Source organism: Bradyrhizobium sp. 187 (genome assembly GCF_023101005.1).
Lineage (GTDB): Bacteria > Pseudomonadota > Alphaproteobacteria > Rhizobiales > Xanthobacteraceae > Bradyrhizobium > Bradyrhizobium canariense_D.
Window position 1 is genome coordinate 539,271 of record NZ_CP064694.1, and the last position, 22,136, is coordinate 561,406.

At 61.4% G+C, this 22,136-nt stretch carries 26 protein-coding genes; 6 read left to right on the plus strand and 20 right to left on the minus strand.

Going from position 1 to position 22,136, the window contains the following annotated elements:
• The 16 genes from trbJ to IVB19_RS39770 all read right to left on the minus strand — a co-directional run bounded on the left by trbJ (position 1) and on the right by IVB19_RS39770 (position 16,174).
• A complete protein-coding gene (trbJ, locus tag IVB19_RS39695) occupies positions 1 to 735 on the minus strand; it encodes a P-type conjugative transfer protein TrbJ (RefSeq protein ID WP_247822057.1) in 735 nt (244 codons plus the stop codon).
• Positions 732 to 3,167 carry a conjugal transfer protein TrbE gene (gene trbE / locus IVB19_RS39700; protein ID WP_247822058.1) on the minus strand — a complete coding sequence of 812 codons (2,436 nt, stop codon included), beginning with the start codon at positions 3,165 to 3,167 and terminating at the stop codon, positions 732 to 734. The genes trbJ and trbE overlap by 4 nt, the downstream gene beginning before the upstream one ends.
• A 9-nt stretch (positions 3,168 to 3,176) precedes the next feature.
• On the minus strand, positions 3,177 to 3,440 hold the full coding sequence (locus IVB19_RS39705) for a VirB3 family type IV secretion system protein (RefSeq protein WP_247394338.1): 264 nt from the start codon (positions 3,438 to 3,440) through the stop codon (positions 3,177 to 3,179).
• A complete protein-coding gene (locus IVB19_RS39710; protein ID WP_018459011.1) occupies positions 3,440 to 3,766 on the minus strand; it encodes a TrbC/VirB2 family type IV secretion system protein in 327 nt (108 codons plus the stop codon). The genes IVB19_RS39705 and IVB19_RS39710 overlap by 1 nt, the downstream gene beginning before the upstream one ends.
• Positions 3,763 to 4,683 carry a P-type conjugative transfer ATPase TrbB gene (gene trbB, locus IVB19_RS39715; protein ID WP_247822064.1) on the minus strand — a complete coding sequence of 307 codons (921 nt, stop codon included), beginning with the start codon at positions 4,681 to 4,683 and terminating at the stop codon, positions 3,763 to 3,765. The genes IVB19_RS39710 and trbB overlap by 4 nt, the downstream gene beginning before the upstream one ends.
• A 253-nt stretch (positions 4,684 to 4,936) precedes the next feature.
• Entirely contained in the window at positions 4,937 to 6,253 is a 1,317-nt protein-coding gene (locus IVB19_RS39720; RefSeq protein ID WP_247822304.1) for an MFS transporter, read from the minus strand.
• Positions 6,254 to 6,335: 82 nt separating this feature from the next.
• On the minus strand, positions 6,336 to 6,998 hold the full coding sequence (locus IVB19_RS39725) for a ribbon-helix-helix domain-containing protein (protein ID WP_247822066.1): 663 nt from the start codon (positions 6,996 to 6,998) through the stop codon (positions 6,336 to 6,338).
• A gap of 388 nt (positions 6,999 to 7,386) precedes the next feature.
• A complete protein-coding gene (locus tag IVB19_RS39730; RefSeq protein WP_247822068.1) occupies positions 7,387 to 7,809 on the minus strand; it encodes a CopG family transcriptional regulator in 423 nt (140 codons plus the stop codon).
• An 11-nt stretch (positions 7,810 to 7,820) separates the two neighbouring features.
• The gene (locus IVB19_RS39735) at positions 7,821 to 9,797 is read right to left on the minus strand and encodes a conjugal transfer protein TraG (RefSeq protein WP_247822070.1); all 1,977 of its coding nucleotides are present in this window, start codon (positions 9,795 to 9,797) and stop codon (positions 7,821 to 7,823) included.
• A gap of 409 nt (positions 9,798 to 10,206) precedes the next feature.
• Complete coding sequence (locus tag IVB19_RS39740) at positions 10,207 to 10,413, minus strand: cold-shock protein (RefSeq protein ID WP_247408864.1); 207 nt, start codon at positions 10,411 to 10,413, stop codon at positions 10,207 to 10,209.
• 275 nt (positions 10,414 to 10,688) lie between these two features.
• Positions 10,689 to 12,413: a relaxase/mobilization nuclease domain-containing protein gene (locus IVB19_RS39745; protein WP_247822305.1), complete on the minus strand. Its 1,725-nt coding sequence runs from the start codon at positions 12,411 to 12,413 to the stop codon at positions 10,689 to 10,691.
• Positions 12,414 to 12,653: 240 nt separating this feature from the next.
• The gene (locus IVB19_RS39750; protein WP_247822071.1) at positions 12,654 to 13,568 is read right to left on the minus strand and encodes a lytic transglycosylase domain-containing protein; all 915 of its coding nucleotides are present in this window, start codon (positions 13,566 to 13,568) and stop codon (positions 12,654 to 12,656) included.
• Entirely contained in the window at positions 13,565 to 14,071 is a 507-nt protein-coding gene (locus IVB19_RS39755) for a S26 family signal peptidase (RefSeq protein ID WP_524536781.1), read from the minus strand. The genes IVB19_RS39750 and IVB19_RS39755 overlap by 4 nt, the downstream gene beginning before the upstream one ends.
• Entirely contained in the window at positions 14,071 to 14,535 is a 465-nt protein-coding gene (locus IVB19_RS39760) for a DUF2840 domain-containing protein (protein WP_247822073.1), read from the minus strand. The genes IVB19_RS39755 and IVB19_RS39760 overlap by 1 nt, the downstream gene beginning before the upstream one ends.
• 454 nt (positions 14,536 to 14,989) lie before the next feature.
• Positions 14,990 to 15,892 (minus strand): replication initiator protein A, encoded by a 903-nt coding sequence (locus IVB19_RS39765; protein WP_247822075.1) that lies wholly within the window; start codon positions 15,890 to 15,892, stop codon positions 14,990 to 14,992.
• A gap of 3 nt (positions 15,893 to 15,895) precedes the next feature.
• Positions 15,896 to 16,174 carry a helix-turn-helix transcriptional regulator gene (locus IVB19_RS39770; protein WP_247522883.1) on the minus strand — a complete coding sequence of 93 codons (279 nt, stop codon included), beginning with the start codon at positions 16,172 to 16,174 and terminating at the stop codon, positions 15,896 to 15,898.
• An 86-nt stretch (positions 16,175 to 16,260) separates the two neighbouring features.
• Between IVB19_RS39770 and IVB19_RS39775 the strand changes: the two genes are divergently transcribed.
• The 4 genes from IVB19_RS39775 to tnpC all read left to right on the plus strand — a co-directional run bounded on the left by IVB19_RS39775 (position 16,261) and on the right by tnpC (position 19,120).
• Positions 16,261 to 16,464, plus strand: coding sequence for a hypothetical protein (locus IVB19_RS39775; RefSeq protein ID WP_247822077.1), 204 nt, complete (start codon positions 16,261 to 16,263; stop codon positions 16,462 to 16,464).
• Between the two features lie 224 nt (positions 16,465 to 16,688).
• Complete coding sequence (gene tnpA / locus IVB19_RS39780) at positions 16,689 to 17,111, plus strand: IS66-like element accessory protein TnpA (protein ID WP_247336378.1); 423 nt, start codon at positions 16,689 to 16,691, stop codon at positions 17,109 to 17,111.
• Positions 17,108 to 17,461 (plus strand): IS66 family insertion sequence element accessory protein TnpB, encoded by a 354-nt coding sequence (gene tnpB / locus IVB19_RS39785; protein ID WP_007601228.1) that lies wholly within the window; start codon positions 17,108 to 17,110, stop codon positions 17,459 to 17,461. Before tnpA ends, tnpB begins: the two co-directional genes overlap by 4 nt.
• 69 nt (positions 17,462 to 17,530) lie before the next feature.
• Positions 17,531 to 19,120 (plus strand): IS66 family transposase, encoded by a 1,590-nt coding sequence (gene tnpC / locus IVB19_RS39790; RefSeq protein ID WP_247822085.1) that lies wholly within the window; start codon positions 17,531 to 17,533, stop codon positions 19,118 to 19,120.
• On the opposite strand, the gene IVB19_RS39795 is transcribed toward tnpC, so the two are convergent.
• From IVB19_RS39795 to IVB19_RS39805, 3 genes are all read right to left on the minus strand, one after another.
• Positions 19,103 to 19,504, minus strand: coding sequence for a DUF2285 domain-containing protein (locus IVB19_RS39795; RefSeq protein WP_346283672.1), 402 nt, complete (start codon positions 19,502 to 19,504; stop codon positions 19,103 to 19,105). The genes tnpC and IVB19_RS39795 overlap by 18 nt on opposite strands.
• A gap of 172 nt (positions 19,505 to 19,676) precedes the next feature.
• Positions 19,677 to 19,868, minus strand: a complete 192-nt coding sequence (locus IVB19_RS39800) for a transcriptional regulator domain-containing protein (protein ID WP_247822089.1) — start codon at positions 19,866 to 19,868, stop codon at positions 19,677 to 19,679.
• 159 nt (positions 19,869 to 20,027) lie between these two features.
• Positions 20,028 to 20,306: a DNA -binding domain-containing protein gene (locus IVB19_RS39805; RefSeq protein ID WP_247822090.1), complete on the minus strand. Its 279-nt coding sequence runs from the start codon at positions 20,304 to 20,306 to the stop codon at positions 20,028 to 20,030.
• 279 nt (positions 20,307 to 20,585) lie between these two features.
• Between IVB19_RS39805 and relB (IVB19_RS39810) the strand changes: the two genes are divergently transcribed.
• Positions 20,586 to 20,813 (plus strand): type II toxin-antitoxin system RelB family anti-toxin, encoded by a 228-nt coding sequence (relB, locus tag IVB19_RS39810; RefSeq protein WP_247822307.1) that lies wholly within the window; start codon positions 20,586 to 20,588, stop codon positions 20,811 to 20,813.
• 185 nt (positions 20,814 to 20,998) lie between these two features.
• On the opposite strand, the gene IVB19_RS39815 is transcribed toward relB (IVB19_RS39810), so the two are convergent.
• Complete coding sequence (locus IVB19_RS39815; RefSeq protein WP_247822091.1) at positions 20,999 to 21,277, minus strand: DNA -binding domain-containing protein; 279 nt, start codon at positions 21,275 to 21,277, stop codon at positions 20,999 to 21,001.
• A 159-nt stretch (positions 21,278 to 21,436) separates the two neighbouring features.
• Between IVB19_RS39815 and relB (IVB19_RS39820) the strand changes: the two genes are divergently transcribed.
• Positions 21,437 to 21,700 carry a type II toxin-antitoxin system RelB family anti-toxin gene (relB, locus tag IVB19_RS39820; RefSeq protein ID WP_247822092.1) on the plus strand — a complete coding sequence of 88 codons (264 nt, stop codon included), beginning with the start codon at positions 21,437 to 21,439 and terminating at the stop codon, positions 21,698 to 21,700.
• The last annotated feature ends 436 nt before the right edge of the window (positions 21,701 to 22,136 follow it).

Below are 22,136 nucleotides of genomic sequence, written 5' to 3' on the forward strand. Positions count from 1 at the left end.
TCAGTGGAACATCTGCACGGTTGTTGGTTGGTAGCCCTGCCCCTGGGTCAGAAAGCGCCGCAGTTGCTCCCTGCCCTGATCCTGCGCAGCTGCGCGCTGGGCAGACTCGAGCGTTTGCGCACGACCTTGCGACGCGACAGTAGCCGTAAGGTCCGCAAGCTGCTGAGCTTGCAACGCAAGGAGCTGGTTGCCGGCCTGACTTGATTGAAGCGCACCTGATGCGCCCTGGCTCGCCGTCACCAGGGCCGACATTTGGGTGCGGTTGGTGTCGAGATTGCCGACAACACTCGCTTGGACCCGCATGGCGTCCTGCAGCCCGACAACGGAGTTCTGCCAACGCGTCTGCGCATTTGCGACAAGGAGCCCATTGGACATGCTGACCGATGCCGGCGCATAGGTGGTGGAAAACGCGCGATCGATTTGCTGGACATCGTAGGCAATTCGCTGCGCCTGCGAGAGTAGCTGCTGGGTGCGCTGAATCGATTGCTCGAGCTGTTGCAACGACGAATAAGGCAGGCTCGCCAGGTTCTTCGCTTGATTGATCAGCATCTGCGCTTCGTTCTGGAGCGATGTGATCTGGTTGTTGATCTGCTGCAGCTCACGCGCGGCGGTCAGCACATTCTGAGCGTAGTTGTTGGGATCGAACACGATCCACTGCGCCTTTGCTTCGCCGGGCGCTTGGACCATGGTCATGGCGATGATACTTGCCACCAGAATCGGCAGGATACGGTTCATGAGAGTGCTCCCTGTTTGGCGAGCTGCGGAATGAGGTTGCAGGCCCAGCCGAGGTCGCGCGCCTTGAGCCAACCGGTGACGAACTCGTCCCTTCCGTGCTCGGCAAGCACCCGATCGATGAGAGCCTGGTCGGCTTTGGACGAGGCGCCCACGAAGGCGAGCGCGATTTCGCCAAGTCCGAGCTCGAACAGGCGGTTGCCGCGTCGAGATTGGCAGTAGTAGTGTCGCTTGGGGGTGGCGCGGGCGAGGATCTCGATCTGGCGGTCGTTCAGCCCAAAGCGCCGATAAATCGCCATGATCTGCGGCTCGATGGCGCGATCGTTTGGCAACAGGATCCGGGTCGGGCAGCTCTCGATGATGGCAGGCGCGATTTTGGAGCCGTCGATATCGGCAAGCGACTGGGTCGCAAAAACGACGGAGGCGTTCTTCTTGCGAAGCGTTTTCAGCCATTCGCGAAGCTTGCCGGCAAAATCGGCATCATCGAGCGCGAGCCAGCCTTCGTCGATGATGAGCAGTGTCGGACGGCCGTCTAAGCGGTCCTCGATCCGGTGAAACAGATAGGCCAGAACTGCGGGGGCGACAGAGGTCCCAATCAATCCGTCGGTCTCGAACACCTGGACGGAGGCTTCACCCAGCCGTTCGTGCTCGCCGTCCAGCAACCGGGCGTATGGCCCACCGAGGCAGTAGGGCTGCAGGGCGCGCTTGAGAGCGTTGGATTGCAGGAGAACGGATAGTCCAGTCAGCGTCCGCTCCGTAACCGGCGCCGAGGCGAGCGAGGTCAATGCCGACCAGACATGATCCTTGGTCTCAGGCGTGACCTCGATCCGCTCGCGCGTCAGGATCGATGCGATCCAGTCGGATGCCCAGCCTCTCTCGCCGATATCATCAATGCGCGCAAGCGGCTGGAGGGCGACGAGTTCTGAGGATTCGAGCGCGCCGCCGAGATCATGCCAGTCGCCCCCCATGGCGATCGCCGATGCGCGGATCGAGCCGCCGAAGTCGAACGCAATGATCTGCGCCGCGCTGTAGCGGCGGAACTGCAGCGCCATGAGCGCCAGCAGGACCGACTTGCCGGCGCCCGTCGGTCCGATGACCAGCGTGTGGCCGACATCTGCGACATGCAGAGACAACCGGAATGGCGTGGAACCTTCAGTCTTGCCGAAGAACAATGGGGGTGCCTTGAGGTGGTGATCCCTCACCTCTCCGGCCCATACTGCAGACAACGGGATCATATGGGCGAGGTTCAGGGTAGAGACCGGGGGCTGGCGGACGTTTGCGTAAGTTTGTCCAGGCAGGCTGCCGAGCCACGCTTCGACGGCATTGACCGTCTCGGCCATGCAAGTGAAGTCCCGGCCCTGAATGACCTTTTCGGCGAGGCGGAGCTTTTCGTCGGCTGCGCGCGGATCCCTGTCCCAGACTGTGACCGTTGCCGTGACGAAGACCTCGCCGATCTGATCCGAACCCAATTCCTGGAGCGCACTATCGGCATCCATCGCCTTGTTGTGGGCATCGGTGTCCAAAAGCGTGGAGGCCTCGTTCGTCATCACTTCCTTCAGGATCGAGGCGATCGATTTGCGCTTGGCAAACCATTGCCGCCTGATCCTGGTGAGGAGCTTTGTGGCATCTGTCTTGTCGAGCATGATAGCCCGCGTCGACCAGCGATACGGGAACGCCAGCCGGTTCAGCTCGTCGAGAATCCCGGGCGTGGTCACGGTTGGGAACCCCACGAGCGTCAGAACGCGCAGATGCGCGTCGCCCAGCATGGGTTCAAGACCGCCTACCAGCGATTGATCGGCCAGCAGCGCATCGAGATACATCGGGATTTCTGGCACGCGCACGCGGTGCCGTTTGGTCGAGACCGTCGAATGCAGGTAGGTCAGGGTTTGCTCGTCATCAAGCCAACCGCATTCCGGCATGAAACCCTCGACCAGCTGCAGCACGCGGCTGGTCCGGTCACTAAAGCCGGCGAGCACCTCGCGTGCATCGGCTCCCGCAGCGCGCTGGCCGCCCTCGTACAGCAAGCGCTCTGCTGCCGCCGCACTCTCTGCCGGAGGCAGATAAAGGAAGGTCAGGTAGTAGCTCGATTCGTAATGACTGCCGGCTTGTTCGAATTGCGCCTTGCGCTCCGCATCCACCAGCGCCGAGGCGACGTCCGGGAATGTATCCGGCGGATAGCGTCCGGCCGAATGACGTTGCGCCTCGACGAACACGGCCCACCCCGATCCGAGGCGACGGAGTGCATTGTTGAGGCGGCCAGCGACCGCAACAAGCTCGGCAGGCACGGAGCTGTCGAGATCCGGCCCTCTGAACCGGGCCGTTCGCTGAAATGATCCATCCTTGTTGAGAATGATCCCTTCGTCGACCAGGGCAGCCCAGGGCAGGAAGTCGGCAAGACGTGTGCTTGAACGGCGGTATTCGGCAAGATTCATCATGGGACGACTTCAGGTGCTGAGGTGAGCGGGGACGCGAACATGCCGGCGCACGACTTCTACGAATTCCGGATCGCGCTTGGCGGCCCAGACCGAAGCCATGTGACCCACGAAGGCGAAGAGAAGGCCGGCCAGCCACATGCGCAGGCCGAGACCGAGTGCGGCGGCCAGTGTGCCGTTGAGAATGGCAACCGCGCGCGGCGCGCCGCCCATCAGGATCGGTTCGGTGAGCGCCCGGTGGACGGGAGCCACAAATCCCGGGACTGGCTCGTCCATCAGATCACCACTCCGCCGCCGAATGAGAAGAACGACAGGAAGAAGCTCGATGCGGCGAATGCGATCGACAGGCCAAACACGATCTGGACTAGCCGCCGGAAACCACCCGAGGTGTCGCCAAAGGCGAGCGACAGCCCGGTTACGATGATGATGATGACGGCAATGATCTTTGCGACCGGACCTTCGACCGATTGCAGGATCTGGTTGAGCGGCTGCTCCCATGGCATGTTCGAGCCGGCGGCCCAGGCCGGCGCGCTGGCGAGGGAAAATGTGGCGAATGCTGCAATTTCGATGAAGCCGGGCGCGAGAGAGGCTCGTGTGGTCATGACTGATCTCCGATGTTCGAAAGGCTGTAGTCGCCCGATGATCCAAGGCCGTTGACGCACGCGAGTTCACTCAAACGCCGTTCGCCGCCACGGCCAGAGAGCACGGCGATGACGTTGATGGTTTCTGCGATCAGCGCACGCGGGACGGTGATGACGGCTTCCTGGATCAGCTGCTCGAGCCGGCGCAGCGCGCCAAGCGAGGTTCCGGCGTGGATCGTCCCGATGCCGCCCGGATGTCCTGTGCCCCAGGCTTTCAAGAGATCGAGGGCTTCGGCCCCACGGACCTCGCCGATCGGAATGCGATCAGGGCGCAGGCGAAGAGAGGAGCGCACAAGGTCGGACAGCGAGATCACGCCATCCTTGGTCCGCAGCGCCACGAGGTTCGGTGCCCTGCACTGAAGCTCCCGGGTGTCTTCGATGAGAACGACGCGGTCCGATCCTTTCGCGACCTCGGCAAGCAGCGCATTTGTCAGCGTGGTCTTCCCGGTCGAGGTGCCGCCGGCGACCAGGATGTTCTTCCGTGCGGCGACCGCATTGCGAAGCGCGCTCGCTTGGCTCACGTTCATGATGCCTGCGGCGACATAGTCGTCCAGGCCGAACACGGCGACCGCCGGTTTGCGGATCGCAAACGTCGGCGCGGCAACAACCGGCGGCAGCAATCCTTCGAAACGTTCCCCCGTTTCCGGCAGCTCAGCCGAAATCCGGGGGGAGCCGGGATGAACTTCGGCTCCTACATAGTGCGCGACCAGTCGGACGATTCGTTCGCCATCCGCTGCCGAAAGGCTCTCTCCGGTGTCTGTAAGCCCGCTCGACAATCGGTCGATCCATAGCCGCCCGTCAGGATTGAGCATCACCTCCACAACGGTCTGATCTTCCAAAAAGCCCGCAATGGCCGGCCCAAGGGCGGTGCGGAGCATGCGCGCCCCGCGCAACTCGGCTTCCGAATGAAATGAATGTATCGCCACGGCTGCCCCACATGATCGAGGCCCTGCCCTTCAGCGGCCTCATGTGAGAAGTAGAAAAAGCAGATCCTACGCTATCGCAAGACAGGATCATCGCCGTCGTAGTCTGGCGTAGAAACGACAAGAGTCGGAAAGGAAGGTTCGGTAAGCTCGTGTTCGGCGCGTCGAAAAAGGCGCACTAGTTGGGCATCAGCCCGTCAAGCTCGCGTCACCACTCCAGGTGTTCATCCGCGTCCAGGATCGCAGCCTCGCTCGCCGGGATAGCGGCATGAGCCGAGTTCCAGCCGCAGGCCGGTTGGAGTATGGCGGAAGTCCTCTTCTTCCCTTTCCGACTTCGAAACGGTGGAACGGCAAACCAGGCGAGCGCCGCCAGCTGTAGCAGCACGTTCAGTCCGAACGCGGTCTGGTAGGCAATCAAAGGATGGTGGCCGGCCTCAACGGGCCATCGCTCAAGAATCAGTCCCGTCCGGTACTGCACGATGAAGGCCCAACCAAATTGCAGGACGTTCAAACCACCATTCGCGCGCGCGACCAGTTGGGTCGGGAAATAATCTCCTATGATGGCGTAGGTCAAAGCGGTGGCCGATCCGGCCACCGAGACGACGCACCACGGCAGAAGTGACGGCCAGGGTGGATGCAGGATGAGGACGATCTCCGCTCCGATCAACAGGGCCGCGACGGCCGCGAACAATACTTCCATATTCCTGCCACGGCTGCGCACCCAGGTTGCAAGCACGCCCAAGACTAGCGCCCCAAGGCTCAAAACAGTCGCCATCACGAACAGCTCACTAACGAGACTTGTTCGACTGAGCCGTTCGATATCGCAAAGCCAAGGTGCCGCCCACAAGGACTGCAGTGCCCAAGCCGATCCGATGCAGGTTGCCGACAGGGGGGCAATCCGCCAGAAGCGTTGATCAGAGTAGATGGTTTTCAGCGTGGCCGGCTTCGTGCTGCCTGATGGGCTGTCGACTCGTTCGGGAGCGACCAGATAGATCAAAATGGCAGCAAGCGCGCTTGCGGCGGCCAGCACCGCGAACAGGCCGCGCCAGCCTATCCAGTCCAGGAGCACCTCGGCAGGAGCGGTTGCCGTGACCGCGCCCAACGAACCCAGCATGATCATAAAGCCATTGATGAGGGCCAAACGTTCTCTAGGAAACCAGAGGACGATCATTTTCAGCCCCGACATCAGCGCTGCTGCACTCCCAAGTCCGATCATCGCGCGGGCGATGAGAAGCGAAACGAAACCCGTCGATAGTCCAAAAAGCGCGGCCCCCGCTGCTGCCACGGCCAATAGCAAGCTCTGGACCCGGCGCGGCCCGTAGCGATCCAGTAACATGCCGATGGGAATCTGACCCGCCATGACGACCAGGAAATAGATCGACGTGAGCAGCCCGATGTCGGCAGCGCCAAGCCCGAGATCGGAGCCAAGGGGTCCAGCGATCAGGGTATTGATCGTCCGGAACAGGTAGGCAAGGTAGTACCCGGCCGCGAAGGGAAGAAAGATGCAGGCGATGAGCCGCCACACAGGAAGCGGCTCGATGCGTACCACAGGCGTTGTTTGCGCGGCGAGCCCTTTCAGCCCGCTTCTGCCGTTCTGGACAGTGCGCTCAACAGAACGAGCTGGACAGGTTCCGAAAGTTCAGCTTGCTGCCGCCCTCCTCGGCGGCAGCGCTCGGGTGAGAGCCCCCCTCTACAGCGGGTGCGGACGAACCCTCCTGAAGCAGTTCTTCTACAGTTCGCCTCTCTGACACACCGCCGCCGGTTTCAGAGGCGCGCCAGCTCGGCATTCCGAGCCGATCAATGGTCTCCTGAATCAATGGTTGGCCAAGCCGCACTCCGCGCTCGACCTGTTGGACCAAAACGTTGCAGCGTTCTTGGCCGAGCAGGCCGGCGTCCCGCTGCTGGGATGATTGCATGGCCGCCGTAACGGTGAGGTGATAGCGCGCATGCAGTGCCACTGTCTCGGCAACGATCGCGACCTGCCGCTCGAGCCTTGCCATCTGGCCACTGACCCGGTCCAGAGTTTCACGAATGAGCCCTTCGGCCCCTTGCGCAGGAGCCAGAAAACGCTGAAGCGCCGTCTCGACGACCACGCTCTTGCCGACTCCCGGGCGTTCGGTCGCGGCTTCAAGCCGCTCCAAGATGCTTTCGGAGAGCTGAACCATGATCTTCTTGGTTCGCAGACCTTCGTTCGAGCTCGGCTGCACCTCGCCATCGGAACCATTCCCAATAGAGCTGGCCTGACCTTCAGCCTCAGCATCGATCTGCATTGTTTCTTCAGCTCCTCAATTGCGACCGCTCGAAAACGGCACGCTACCCGTGCAGCGTGGCTTTCCTGTCGAAACAGATGAATCGGCCCAGCGATGATGCGTCGACAGAAGGGCCAATCCGACCACGACATCAATCGCGCCGACATCGGCGGCGTAGTCTGGCGTAGCCAAAGAAAGATGAGGCGGGCTCAAGGTGAGCGGGATCTCTCAGCCTCCTGCGCGGCAGCTAGGGCCACTCGCGATGGCCTTCTGGGACCGCAAGGAAGCTCCCCGCGCTTCACGACTCTGTGTCGGTCTGCCTGCGCGCGTGCGCGCCGGCTCGGCTCACCTGGGGCCGGCGCTGCTCGATCACCAAGGGGCGTCACAGGCACTCTGCGCGCAGAACTATCTATTCGGGCTTCTCGGAGGCTTGCACGTCGATGCTTACCTCCTTCAGGACGCTGGATCCGCTCGCAAGTCGTCGTCCCAGCGCTTCGACAAAGCGGTCGTACCGCTCACCGCCCTTGGCGCGAGCGGCAGGGCTCGAATGCTCCGGCAATGCCGGAGTTGAGGTCAGCCAGAACCGGATGAAGAGCGCGACGGTCTCGAGCGTGATGCCATCGTTGCGTTCAAGACGCTCGAGCACCCGCACAATCCGATCCAGCCGTTTTGCTATCACAGCCTCGCGCCGATCGGAATCGTCAGGAGAAAGAAAGGAACCTATTGCGGCCTCGACCACCAGCGACTTGGACCGGCCACCGCGGCTTGCGAAGGTCTCGAGCGTTTTGAACGTTTCGGGATCGAGATAGATGCTGAGCTGGACTTTTTTCACGCTGCCCTCGCTCACAGATCCATTCCATCGTCCGGATCGAGAGTGACGGTCCGCGCAACTCCCTGCACCGACCGGTTCATCAGTTGCGCCTGGACGTCATCCGCGTCACCCTCTTCTAGATCGGGGTCGAACTCGTGCTCGCCGGCCGGCGTCTTGATCTCGATTTCCTCATGCTGCGGCAATTCCGGCTCGCGGCGTAAGCCGCCGTTCGCCTCGTCGCCCCTGCCCGTGCGACTGGTCAGCAGCTGGCCCGACGGCGATATTGGGGCGCGGGCTGACCAGTCATCTGGGCGGGTGGGCTGCTTGTTCGGCTCCAAGCGGGCCGGCTTCAAGACACGTCGCTGGAATTGCGGATCCTCATAGTAGCGGACCTTGTTGGCACGGACGGGGTGCACACCGGAAATCATTACGACCGCGTCTTGCGGAGACAGTTGCATGATTTCGCCGGGGGTCAGCAGCGGACGGGAGGTCTCCTGGCGGCTGACCATCAAGTGCCCAAGCCAAGGGCTCAAGCGGTGGCCCGCATAGTTCTTCATGGCTCGCAATTCGGTCGCAGTTCCAAGCGCGTCGGAGACGCGCTTGGCGGTGCGCTCGTCATTGGTCGAAAAGGCGATCCGGACGTGGCAATTGTCAAGGATCGCATGGTTCGGACCGTAGGCGCGTTCGAGCTGGTTAAGGCTCTGCGTGATGAGAAAGCTGCGGATGCCGTAACCTGCCATAAAGGCGAGTTGGCTCTCGAAAAAGTCGAGCCGGCCGAGGGCTGCAAACTCGTCAAGCATCAGAAGCAGCTTCTGCCGGCGCCGGTCGGGATCAAGGCTTTCGGTCAAACGCCGTCCGATCTGGTTCAGGATGAGCCGCATCAAGGGTTTGGTGCGGACGATGTCCGATGGCGGCACCACGAGGTACAGTGAGACGGATTCAGGACGGTCGACGAGATCACGGATGCGCCAATCGCTTCGCGCAGTGATCTTGGCAACTACCGGATCACGATAGAGCCCGAGGAAGCTCATCGCCGTCGAGAGCACACCCGAGCGCTCGTTCTCGCTTTTGTTCAAAAGCTCGCGTGCCGCTGATGCGACGACTGGATGGATGCCTGTCCCAAGATGCGGAGTCGCCAGCATTGCGTTGAGCGTAGCCTCGATCGGGCGAGATGGATCCGAAAGGAAATTTGCAACCCCGGCGAGGGTCTTATCGGCTTCGGCGTAGAGGACATGCAGAATTGCCCCCACCAGGAGTGAGTGGCTGGTCTTTTCCCAATGATTGCGGCGCTCGAGTGCACCCTCAGGATCGACGAGAATATCCGCGATATTTTGAGCATCTCGCACCTCGCAGTCGCCACGGCGGATCTCGAGGAGTGGATTGTAGGCGGCGCTGGCCGGATTGGTCGGATCGAACAACAGCACGGGCCCAAATTGCGCGCGCCATCCGGAGGTCAACTGGAAGTTCTCGCCCTTGATGTCATGGACGATGGTGGAGGCCGGCCAGGTCAGAAGAGTCGGAATGACGAGGCCAACACCCTTGCCGGAGCGCGTTGGCGCAAAGCAAAGCACATGCTCGGGCCCGTCGTGGCGCAGATAATGACGTCCGAACCGGCCGAGCACGATGCCGTCAGGGCCTAATAGCCCGGCCCGTCTGACTTCGCGTAGATCGGCCCAGCGCGCCGAGCCGTAGGTGGTGACGTCCCGCCCTTCATGAGCCCGCAGGACCGAGAGCAACATGGCCATCGCTATGGCCGCGATGCCGCCGCTTGCAGCAATCGCGCCACCCTCCAGAAAAACGACGGGCGCGTAAGCATCGAACTTGAACCACCAGCCAAAGAAAGCTGCCGGCTGATAAATTGGCCAATGCCCGAGCTTGAACCAGGGAGCCCCAAGCTGCTGCTGGAACGCAAGCCGCCAGGCTGTCCATTCGGTCGCCGCCCACAGGAACGCGAGCACGATGAGGCAGACCAGGATGACCTGGTGCCAAATGATTTTTGTCGCCGACATGATCGGAACATCTCGGCATATGGACATGCGCACACAACCACAATCGTGCTCGCGTCGCAGTCGCGCGCGTGGCAGCGCAGAGATTGGCGGGGACAAAGAGGAGATAAGCCGGCGTTCTTGCGCTATCTGGACGAGAATGGCTATGGCATCGTGCACCTGGTGCCAGCTGGCCCATCCAGAGTAACGTTGAAGTCGCCCGTTATCGACAAGCCGCAGCAGTTCGCGCCGATGAGAGCGTAGATTACGCTAATCTAACCAACTGGTTGTTCACGGCGCGGCCGGGTCCACATTGATGCTGATGGCACGGCCGTATCTTCAACTAGCGAAGCTCTGTTCTTTGGCGAGATCGGGTCTCATTTCAGGAGGGATCCCGATCCAACCGTTGCCGCCGCCGTCGGTGATGTCGGCCTTATCCGATCCGGAGATTCTCGGCTGATACTTTGCCGGACCGACCGGCCTTGGCCTCGAAGCTGATCCGAGCGCCTTCCGCCAAGCCGGTGTATCCGGCCTTTTCAACGGCGCTGATGTGCACAAAGACGTCGGGGCCGCCGTCATCCGGCTTGATGAAACCGTAGCCCTTGGTCGTGTTAAACCACTTTACAGTACCGATCGTCACCGTCACTTCTCCTGAATGAACACATGCGATCTAGCGAAAACTCGCAACGGCATCAAGATCTCCAGGAGGAGACAGTGCTCGGAACCGGGCACGCAGAAGGATCGAACCAGCGAATGTCCCGGCCCCCAAGACTCGCTGGGACGTGGTGCAGTGAGCGCGAATACAGCGAACTTCCTCTCGCGACAAAAGGATAGCGGGGCTCGCTTGTACATGGGTGAGCGCAGCCGCAGCTAGGGCCGCAGTCTTGCGTCGCAGCCCAGCGAAGAGACTGCCAGTCAAAGTGACAGGCCCCGTTTGCGGCCCCAGGACCAATCGACATTGCCTGGGCCTGCGATCCCGCTCACCTGTTTGCCCAGTTCCCGCTCCAGTGAAGGAGCCCAAGGCACGAGCTGAAAGCCGAGCCCATTATCAATCATGGCAAAGCGCCCCGAGGCGAGGGAAAGCCGCTGTCGGTATGTTCCCGAAACCTGTTCACCTGATCGAGCAGTTAGATGCGGAAGCCCCGTCTCCTCCGTAAGTCGCCGGCCGGCGCTATCGAGCTCGCGGCTTCGCAAGGTCTCGATCAGATTGCGGCCAAGCCGCACTTTGTCGCCGTGCCGCTGAGCAAGTCCGTACTCTGCCAGCACATCAATCCGCTGTTCCAGGGCTGCCCGGACCTCTGCGCCAAAGCCGGCGCGCGAGAATTCAGGAGGTTCGCGCGCCAAAAGCTGCCGGTCGAGCCATGTGGCGCCTTCCGCGGTGACCTGCTTTTCCAGGACGAGTTCGGATCTTACCGCGAGTGCGATGCGTGTCCGTCCCCTCGTATCCTCAAAGCGGCGGAGCTCCACGACGCCTCCAATCGGTCCGTCGCCAGCCGCCTCGATATCGGGGAGTTTGAGGTGATGGACGCGCCCGTCTATGCCGTCGACAATGGCAAAGGCATTGCCCCTCAATTCGTCGTCGTGTCCGCGGGCGACGAGACGGCCAATGATCGGTTCACCGTGATGCTCGCCTTCGAGCGCAAAGGAGGACGGTGAGCGTGCGATACCATCCTTGGCAATCGCCTTGTGCAGCCGCTTGATGATGTCGCCGCGCTCGCCAAGCGCTCTCAGGCGTGGCTCGGCGTCTTCGGCCAAGACCCAGCGAGCGGGCCCCGCCGGCTCTGCCACACCCAGGCGCTCCAGCATCCGCATCCGCCCGATCCGAATGTCTCGTAACGGGTCCCGGGCACCATCCCGTTCCGGCCTTAAATCGATGACGCCATCGGCCAATGCCGCTTGCCGCGCGAGCACCCGGTCGAACCTGGTCCATCGTTCGGCGGTCACCTCGGCTTCCAGCCCTTCGCGGATCTGGAGCTCGGATCGGGGACCCAGTTCGCGGGTGACGAGATCGCCGGCCCGGGCGCGCAAGCCAGTTGCGATGTAATCGCGGCTGATGACGAGGTCTTTTCCATCATCGGCGCGTCCGCGCACGAGAATATGAATGTGCGGGTGCTCCGTATTCCAGTGATCGACCGCGACCCATTCGAGGCGCGTTCCAAGGTCGCGCGAGGCCTGATCCATGAGCTCACGGGTGAAGCTGCGCAGGCTGGTGAGCTCGCCTGCATCATCGGGCGAAACGATGAAGCGGAAATGATGCCGGTCACCCTCGCAGCGTTCGGCGAAGGCGCGGCCGTCTGCTTCATCTCCGAGAGCGTCAAAGAGCTTGCCTGGCGCTCCGTCCCGGGTGACCCCGTCACGCTGCAGATAACCAAGATGGGCCCGCAGCGCCCCGGGCGTGGGCATTCGGCGCACCACCCGCGCCTTGACCATGGCGCCGCGAGACCGGTTGCTGAGCAGTCTGGATGCTGCAAGACTCGCTGCGCGTCCACGTCCGAAGTTTGTTCCACGGCGGTACCCGCGTGACAGACCGCCGGCCTTCTGCGCGGCTCTGAGGGCCTGCGCCAGAAACGGCTTTGCCCGCGGCGCTCGCGTAGAGCGAATGCGGCCAGGGCGGATTCGGAAATCGTCCTTACCGGCCATCGTTTGTTGGCAGAGTGCGAAAAGCTGAGCAGCAGCGGCAATTTGGCAAAATGTGAAATGTGCGCTCAACATTTGCAAGTTGCATTGGCTGATTGAAACTAAAGCAAGATTGCTCCCAACCGACCGGCCGCACCTTGCGGCTTTTATCCTGCCATCCCCGGTCCGCTCCTTCCGCCCGCGTCCTCATCACTCTCCAAAATGCGAGAACTTGCGATGGTATGCGAGGAGATGCGATTATCGTCATTGAGACTTCGATTCGTCCGATCGCGGCACGAACAGACCACTCGCATGGGGCACAAGTCCAGTTGTGTTGGGGGTCAGCGTGTCTTTCGATGAAGGCGTTTCATGCAGAGCGGATACCGAGCTCCGTTCGCTCGACCAGCGATGAAATCGCGGAACAAACGGCGCGGCCTGCTTCCAATCTGTGCTGGGAACGGGGACCGAAGTATCGCGCCAGCGCTGTATGATGCCGGTCAATGGCTCGAGTTTGTTCAGGTAGGCCAGGGTTTCTTCAGGCAGCGCGCGCCCCGTCGTCAGATGCTTCGCGTAGCGCTGGGGGCCTGCGTTGTAGGCGGCGAGAAATCCGTCCGAGCCGAACCGGTCCAGCATCTCTCGCAGGTAGGCGGCCCCGGCGAAAATGTTGTCATGGGGGTCAAAGGGGTCGATGCCTAGATTGTAGCGGGCGCTCAGGTCGACCCACGTCCCTGGCATGATCTGCATCAAGCCCAGGGCACCTCGAGATGACACGGCCTGCGCTTTGCCACTGCTTTCGACCTGGATCACGGCACAAACCAATTGCACGGGAACTGCAAACCGGCGGGACGCCTCGGCAATGAAGGCCGCATATGGGACGAATTTGCCAAGGCACGTTGAGGGCGGAGCAGGCGCCTGCAATTCGGATTGGGCTCGACAGCTCGACGGCAATTCGACAGCTGCCAAAGCTGCCAGGAATGCCGCGATGATACGGAAGGATGGACGGCATGCCCGCATCGCCTCGAGCGCAACCTGGGAGCAGTCAGCGTGCGGCCTTTGCAGCTGATCATCATCTGCGCGCCCGCATCTGCTGACGAGCTTGGCCGGAAAGGAGCAAAGGGATTGTGGTCCGCGGGAGCATGATGAAGCTGCAAGTCGATGAAGCGAGGCAAGCATGGTCATTCCTCCTTCGTCCACACTGGCAAAGCTTGGCCGATGACGGCGGAGGCCGCGATCGGCCCGAAATAGCGGCCATCAAAAGAATCGGCCGATTGCCAGTTCATCAGAAAGATCTGGTCGGCCGTCAGGACGTGGCATCCTTGCCATGCGGGCAAAGGCCGTCCACGGCCATCACGCTCGCGGGCCTCGCCCATCTCGATGCCGTCGACGAGGATAGCGAGTTCTCGTCTGCAGACGGTGTGCCCCGGGAGCGCCAAGACCCGCTTGAGCATGGGAATGCCGAGCGGCAGATAACCGTTCAAATCAAGGAAGGACGCAAGCGGCTCGGGCGGGCGAACGGCTACAAGCGAAGTGACACGGAGGCGCTCTACCCCTTGCAAGCGGTAAAGACCGATCGGCACGCTGTGCGAAGCGTTCCAAACATACCATGGCGCTGTGCCCCGGTCGGCGGAGAGCGCAAGAGCCGTGCCCCCGCACATTGCAAGAATTGTTATGAGCCGGCCCATCAAAGTGTCACCCTTTGGCGCCGGAGCCACGCCTGGTGGCGCGCACGGGTGTAGCTTCGCGGAGTCTCATTGACGGAAAGGCGGTTGTGCGCGTGGTGCCAGTAGTCGGGCGCCACGTCGGCAGGATCGATGCCCAGTGCTTCCACCGCGTCGATCAGCTGCAGGACACGTTCGACCTTCGGCCAACCGGACAATCTCAGCAGGCTCTCGCCGCCCGGACTGATCCAAGGCACGGTCGAGTAGCGTTGCCCTGACGCGCACGCGCGCAGAATATCGATGCGTGACAGTACGGTTCCGAAGTCATTGGAGCTCCAGCGTACGAACGCAAAAATGCTGCCAGGCGAAAATGAAAGAACACGCCGGTGATGGTCGATGATCGCTTCCGATATTGGCCGGCCGAACCGAATGCGGTTTTCGATGCGTTTCTCGAGCCACAAGAGCTCAACCGTCGTGAGATCATTCATATTGAAAATCCATATCGCAAGACGGCGGGCGCGGTGCCCAGACGTGGCGATCTGAAATCCAGGACGAGGAGGCGTGATAGGCAAACGACAGGCGAGGCGAAGCACGACTGCTGCGCGCTCACGGCCGCGTCAGGACGCCAAGCGCGCCTTGGGAGGAGATAACGCTCCTGCAGGTCCAGGACTGGGAAGATCCATTTCCAGGAAGCAAGACGCAGCTCAGCCGCTGTCGTGCGGAGATTGGCGCAGGCGGTAGGCTCGCTGGACAGCCACGAACTCTGCAGGGACGTGGATTGGGGATCCGTTAGAAGGAATCCGAAGGATTCCTGGTTAGGAAAGTTAGAGGAAGCGGAAGCTCCTCTGTGGCAAGGGCTTTTCCGCGATAACGGTCCCTGATCGCACGCGTTTTCGGTCCCCGATGGCACGGTGGCGCTGGTCCCTGATAGCACGGCGGGATTCACAGGTTTTCCCCCGAGCCGGAGATAAGCCCGCGCTTGCGCAGCCGGTGGGTAAGCGGGTCGACCGGAGTGGGAGCGAAGTTCAGCCGTTCCGTCCCATTTGGGTCGTGCGAGATGACCAGTTCATATCCTGGCAATCTCTGCTGTCGAACGATCTGGCGCAGGTCGTATGCGAAGTGCTTGAGTGGCGATAGGCAGCCCGATTTGGCGTGGAGGTGCACAAGATCAAAGCTCCAGCCGCCCTTTTGGCGACCGCCGTGCCTGCGCACGAGGCGATAAAGCCAGCGCTCCAGTCCGCCAGTCAGATCGAAATATGCGCGGTCGATCGTCAGCACGAGTGCTTCGTTCAGGACACCCGTGTAGAACCAGTCTGGCAGGATCAGCTCGAGCCCGCGGGCGCGGCCGTGCATATCCGTCGTCTCTTTCCATTCATTGATCCACGAGAACCGATGCTGCCGGCGCTCTGTCGGCTGGCGAATGGATGTCATCACGGTCGTCGATTGCAGCCGGTCGAGCGCAGCCTTGAGGCGATCGTAGTCGCGCACGCTTGTGCCGCGTCCAACGAAAGTCAGGATCTCGTAAGGGGTGGCGGCCATCAACCGCGACGTCTTCAAACCTGCGTCACGCGCCTGGATAATTTGCGAGGCGGCCCAGATCAGCACGTCCGCATCCCAGATGGTCGCCATGCCATGTTCCGGCACAGCTTCGACACGGATTTTGATTGTCCCGACCCCAAAATCGATGGGAACGGTCCGTTTCGACTTCGCCAGCGAAAAGAACGGATAAGCCATTAAGTCTTGCGCGTCGCGCGGCGCGAGATCACCGGGAAGAGCGCGAAACAGATCGAGCTGATCCCGTTCTGAGTTGCGCCGCGAGCGCGCAAAGGAGTTGCTGTCCGGCATGGGTCAGCGCCGCTCCTTGCCTGCGTAAGCGATGGGCGGGTGCCGCTTGGCGGGCAAGACCGTGCCAACCCCGGGATCGCTGGTCGACGTTTTGGCGCCGCGGTCCACCCATGCTTTCAGGTCTTCGAGCGCGTAGACGACGCGGCCGCCCAGCTTGCGGTAGGTCGGACCTGTGCCATAGGTGCGATGCTTTTCGAGGGTGCGGCCGGACAGGCCAAGAAAGCGTGCCGCTTCTGGTGTGCGAAGATAGCGTTGCGGCGTGCCGGCGTTCGGGTCGGGCATCGGATCGCTCCCGTGATGTCATGGAGCGCGACGGAGTTTGATCGCGCGTCGACGGACACCATGGAGGAGCGAACGTACTTGAGGGGATGCCGAACATCGTGGTGACGATTTCGGCACCCCTCCTGTTGCTTTCGCGCTGCGATCGGCAAAAGAGGAATGCAGGCTTGGCAGTCCAGCAATCGGCCGACGATTCTGCTGCGCAGCCAGGGACGTCTCAGTTGTTGGGCGTGGTGCGGGAAAGTTCGACGCGCTCCGATGCGCCGCAGGCGATCGGCACGCATGAGGCGTAAGATCCAACCGCGGGCCGCCCGCCGGTGAAGTCAGCGCGAGGGCGAGAGGCGCCAAACCTGACCTGGTTGCATCAGTTGTACGCTATGCAGATCTATTTCTTGCGGGATCTCGATCGAAACAATGCACGGTAGCCGGTACGCACGGTAAGCGCGAAGCCGATACCCTTGCTTCAGAATTCGAATGAACGTGCGAAAGAAGCCTCCGGCTTGGACGGAGGTTTCGGATGGGATTGGACAGCAAAAAGGACGTCCATTTGGACGGCTCAACGAGGCGATCGGTGAGCCGGCTGGAGGTTCTTGAAGGACCATCGGGGCGCCGCGTACGTTCGGAAGCTGAGAGAGCTCGGATCGTCGCCGAGAGTCTGTTACCCGGTGCCCAGGTGTCCGAGGTGGCGCGCAAGCACGGAGCGACGCGCTGGCAAATCTACGATTGGCGGCGGCGGTTTCGACAGCGAGGCATGTTGTCGCCGCGCGAGGTATCGCAGCCGACATTCGCGCCGCTAGTCGTGGAAGGTGCGTTGGAGGAGCGTCAGGTTCCGGCGATCAAGCTTGAGATCGCGATCGGCGATGTCGTGCTGCGGACGGACACAGCCATAGATGGCGAGCAGCTGTCCCGTGTGATCCGCGCGATGCGAGCGTCACGATGATCGCGGCCGGTGCCGATCTGAAGATTTACATCGCGACGCGGCCGATCGACTTCCGCTGTGGCCACGATGGGCTTGCGGCGAAGGTGCAGGAGATGCTTCGTCTCGACCCGTTCAGCGGCGCAGCCTTCGTGTTCCGATCGAAACGAGCGGACCGGATCAAGATTTTGGTCTGGGATCGAACGGGTCTGGTGTTGGTGCACAAGCGTCTTGAAGGTTGCAAGTTCGTTTGGCCAACGATCGCAGACGGCGTGATACGGATATCGCCGGCGATGTTCGCAGCCCTGTTCGAGGGGCTGGATTGGAGGTTGGTCCGCCCGGAAGAAGCGCGGCGTCCCCAGGCGGCTGGATAACTGCGGCAGAATGACTCGGAAGCTATTTTGAATGTGGCACGCGCGGCGGCGATGTGCTCGAAATAGCGCATGAGCATCGCGGCGCTGCGCGACGAAAATGAACAATTGAAAGCGCTTTTGGCGCAAACGCAGGCGACCTTGAGCGAACATCAGGCGGCGCTGGCGACGTCGGAAGAGGCGCGGCGTCGGTTGGAGGTCATTCTCGGCGAATTGCGACGCGAGAAGTTCGGCGCGACGTCCGAGAAGCTGCGGCCAGATCAGTATCACTTGCCGCTGGAAGACGTGGAGATCGCGCAAGGCATCCTGGACGCGGCGCAGGAGAGAGCCGAGGCTGTGATCAAGGGCCGATCGCGGAGCGCGCCGGATCAAGGTTCTCATCGCAACCGCGGCTGCCTGCCTGCCCATTTGCCGCGGGTGGAACGGATCATCGAGCCTGCGAGTACGCTTTGCCCGTGCGGTTGCGGCGCCATGACGAAGATCGGCGAGGACGTCAGCCAGCGCCTCGACGTGATCCCGGCGCAATGGCGCGTGCTGATCACACGCCGCCCAAAATACATCTGTCGCCGCTGCTCCGGCCCCGTCGTGCAGGCGCACGCACCGGAGCACGTCGTGCCCGGCGGGCTGCCGACCGAAGCGGCCATCGCGCATGTGATCGTCTCCAAATTTGGCGACCATACGCCATTTTACCGTCAGGCCGAGATCTATGCGCGCCAGGGCATCCGGCTTGATCGGGCGACACTGGGCAACTGGTCCGGCCGCGCCTGCTTCCATCTTCAGCCCATCGCGGAACACATGCGCCACCACCTGGCCATGGCGGATCGGCTGTTCATGGACGAGACCAAGGCGCCGGTACTCGATCCGGGGCGCGGCCAAACGAAGAAAGGCTACTTCTGGGCGATTGCCTCAGACGACCGCGGCCACAGCGGCCCAAGTCCGCCGATCGTGCTGTTCCGATATGCCCCCAGTCGCAGCGGTGCCTTCGCTGAGCAGTTCCTGGATGGCTTTGGCGGACGCTTCCTGCAATGCGATGCCTATGACGGTTATGATCGACTGACCGAAGTCGCTCGACTGCAAGGGCCTTGGACGCTCGTGCATTGCTGGAGCCACTTGCGCCGACGCTTCGTCAAATTGGCCCGCAATAGCAAATCGCCGATCGCCGAGGCCGCCATTCGGCACATCGCACAGCTTTACGCCATCGAAGCCATGGTGCGCGGTGCATCGCCGGACATCCGGCTCGCCGCACGAAAGGAGCATTCGTTGGCTCTCGTCGCCGCTTTGAAAATGTGGTTCGAGAAGCAGCTGTCGATGATCTCCAGCGGTTCGACGCTCGCCGAGGACATCCGCTACGCGCTCAATCACTGGCAAGGTCTGACCCGCTTCCTCGAAGACGGGCGCCTCGAGCTCGACACCAACCCTGTCGAGAACGCCATCCGGCCAGTCTGCCTGACCAGAAAAAATGCGCTCTTCGCCGGTCATGAGGTCGGAGCCGAAAACTGGGCCTTGCTCGCCTCGATCGTCGCCACCTGCAAGCTCAACGACGTCAACCCGGCCGCCTACATCGCCGAAACACTCGAGACGATCATCGACGGCCATCCCCATAGCCGCATCGAAGACCTCATGCCGTGGCGATTCCGCAAAACGTCAAGCCAGCCTCAATAGGGTTGCGGCTAAGCGCTTACTACGCACGATGAAGCGACCGGCTTTGACCAGGCGAATGGTACGGCTGCGCAGGTCATGGGTCTTCCAGCCGCGCTCGATGAGCCGCCTTTTGCCGAACATCACCTCGGCGATCGTTCGATAGGATGCGCCATCCTCATGCCCATCCCGCGCTCGCAGAGCGAGGCCGAGCCTTTTCCGCTGCTGGGCCGAAAGCCGATGAAAGGCAGGTCCCGGCGGGCGGCCGTTCAGCGCTCGCCATAAGCGATGCGCGGCGTGGGCGCGCGCGACGAAATTCTCGTCTAGCGGCAATTCGGTGGCATATCCGGTGCCGAGTCGCGGGGCCTCTCTGAGCCATAACCGATGCTGCGTGCCCTGGACCAGCAAGAGGGCATGCCAGCCGTCCGGTGCTTGCCTCATGGTGGCCGACGTAAGGTCAGCAAGCGGAAGTGCTACGTCCGAACCTTGAGGGCCGGACGCGCTCCGAACGATCGGCACCACCGTTGGCATCGCCTCGGGCGCCCAGAAGATGGTCTGCTCGTAGAAAGACCCTTGGGGGTCATGGGCGAAAGCAGACGCCCCATCTCCTTCTGAACTCGGGGCTTACGTGGCCCCCTATGGCGCGTGCCTCCCGGTAGTCCCTTTGATATTCAGGATTGCGGCGGAGGAGCTCCCACGCGAAATCTTCGATTTCACCTGAAGTAATTGCGCGCTGATAACTCTCCGCTGAGCGCCAGTCGTATGTCGACATTAAGATAACCCCAAAGCCAGACCGTAGTAGGAGACGATCTAAGTAACCTTCAGTTGTTCGACAAGTCAGTAATCTGGCATCACGCGATGCCTGCAGGGCATCACGAGAATTGCCGGAGACGGCTATTCTCGAGAAAAAGCTTGCGACAGCTGATTTCTGCTACTTGCCGGTGCCGCCGCGAAGCAGCTCGCGATAGCCGCGGTCCGCCATCCAATTTGCTCTGGCCAGATGAGTATCGAAAGCCCTGCGGGCGCGTGTCGGCTCACGATCGGGATCGATGTGCAGGACGATTCGCGAGACCTCCCTCCAATCAGCACCCGCGGCTGCTGCATCAAGCAGCCGCCAATAGGTCACCAGATGCTTCTCGTCATAGGAGGTAAGGACTGGATCGTTCGGAGCTGAATCGGCGAGGTCGGGCTCGAGTGGCGGTATCTGCATGGGCGTACCATCAACTTACTTGCTCGATCCTACTCAATTCCTGATGGCTTGCCACAAGCGTGCCATAAAGGCCAGAAGATGGGATCCATTTCTCCACCTCTGTCTGCGCGGACTGCGCCCGCCGTACCTTGGGGCGGACGTCGTGCGTTGCCGCTAGCGCATGCGTCCGACGACAAGCCCGTCCCGAGTGGCAAAACCAACGGATCCTTGGTCGCACCAAGCCTCGCCGCGTATTATAACACGTAGCGCCAAAATACGCGAATGCTTCCTATCCTGCGGATGGACATCCGCAAGCTTTTTGGAGCAAACACGCGTCGATTTCGGTTAGACCTTCGCCTGAGCCAAGAGGCGGTGGCAGAGCGCATGGGTGTCGATCGCGCGTTCATCAGTAGTATGGAGAGAGGGTTGCAAAACGTGACCCTGCTTACGATTTGGCAAGTCTCGCAGGCTCTGGAAGTTCGACCCGCCCAACTGCTCGAGGAGAAGGCGAGCAAAATTCGTGCGTGATTGTACGCTCGACCGCATCTACTCCGGGCTGAACTCTCCAAGCGCGATTGGGTCGATAGCGGGCCAATAAGGGCTGTGGGAGTGCCAGGTTGCCGTGGAGGCGATCACAACGTGATGCTCAAGAAGATCCATGATGCTCGGAGAGAATTGACTTTTCAACTCGGGTGGCGAGGCGGCAAATCCTGCTATCTACCTGCGCCACCGCGCAACAGATGACGGTAGCCGTGATCTGCCAGCCATCTCGCGCGCCTCAAATGGCTCTCGAATGCAGTTTGCGCCCGGATGGATTCTCGGTCCGGATCAATGTGCAGCACGATTCGAGCCACTTCCTTCCAGTCGGCGCCATCTGCCGCGGCGTCGAGAAGGCGCCAATACGTCACCAGATGCTCCTCATCATAGGATGTGAGCGCTGGATCTGTGGGGGCGCAGGCCGCGACATGCGGCTCAAGGGGCGGTGTTTGCATGGTAAATCTCGCAAGAATGACAATAGACGCGCGCAGTCAGGGTTCCTCAGTTCATTTCCCGCTCAAGGCTGCAGTTTAGCGTTCGAGGTGGGTCTCAAATCGTGGAATACATATTATAGGAGATAAACCTCATAGTATGTGAAGAAGCAACTTGCGCAGATGGATATGCGCAAGTTGGTGGGTCGGAATTTTTTGAAACTGCGGAAGCAGAAAGGCTTCACGCAGGAGAAATTCTCAGAGGCGTCCGGCTTCACGCAACAATATATCAGCGGATTGGAACAGGGTCGGCGCAATCCCACCGTGCTGACGCTGTTCGAACTCGCAACCACACTGGGTGTTAGCCACGTGGATCTTGTCTTGCCGGACCAGGAGTTCTCGAAGAGCCTCCTAAAGGCCCGAAGAGGAAAAAAGATTGACCAGTAGAGCATCGTACCGGGGCGAGACGTTTCCCGACCGCCTGGAAAAAGCCTCGCACGAGCGGTTCGACGAGGTTTTTTGTTGGACCTCTGCTTGCCGGTTTTATGCGGTCGGACCTAAGGAGGGTGTAGCCTCCTGCCCTTACGATCCATCCGGCAATGCTCAAGCGTGAGTGAATGGCTTCAAGACATGGTCAAAACGGGACCGCGTAGACGCCGGCCTTGCCATTCCGATTGTACCTCCGCCCGATTAGACGCCCGATGCAAGGTCAGCAAGCGTTAGCGCGGCGGCGGTGAGTTATGAGGTTGAGGCGCTCGGTCCTCGGACTCCGCAAAGCCTTCGCTGCCCCAAGAGCAAGCTGTCTACGAGATCGGCATTGACCGGACTAAAATATCGGTACCCACGAGAGGTGATGTGAGAACCGTTCCAATGTAACGGCAGC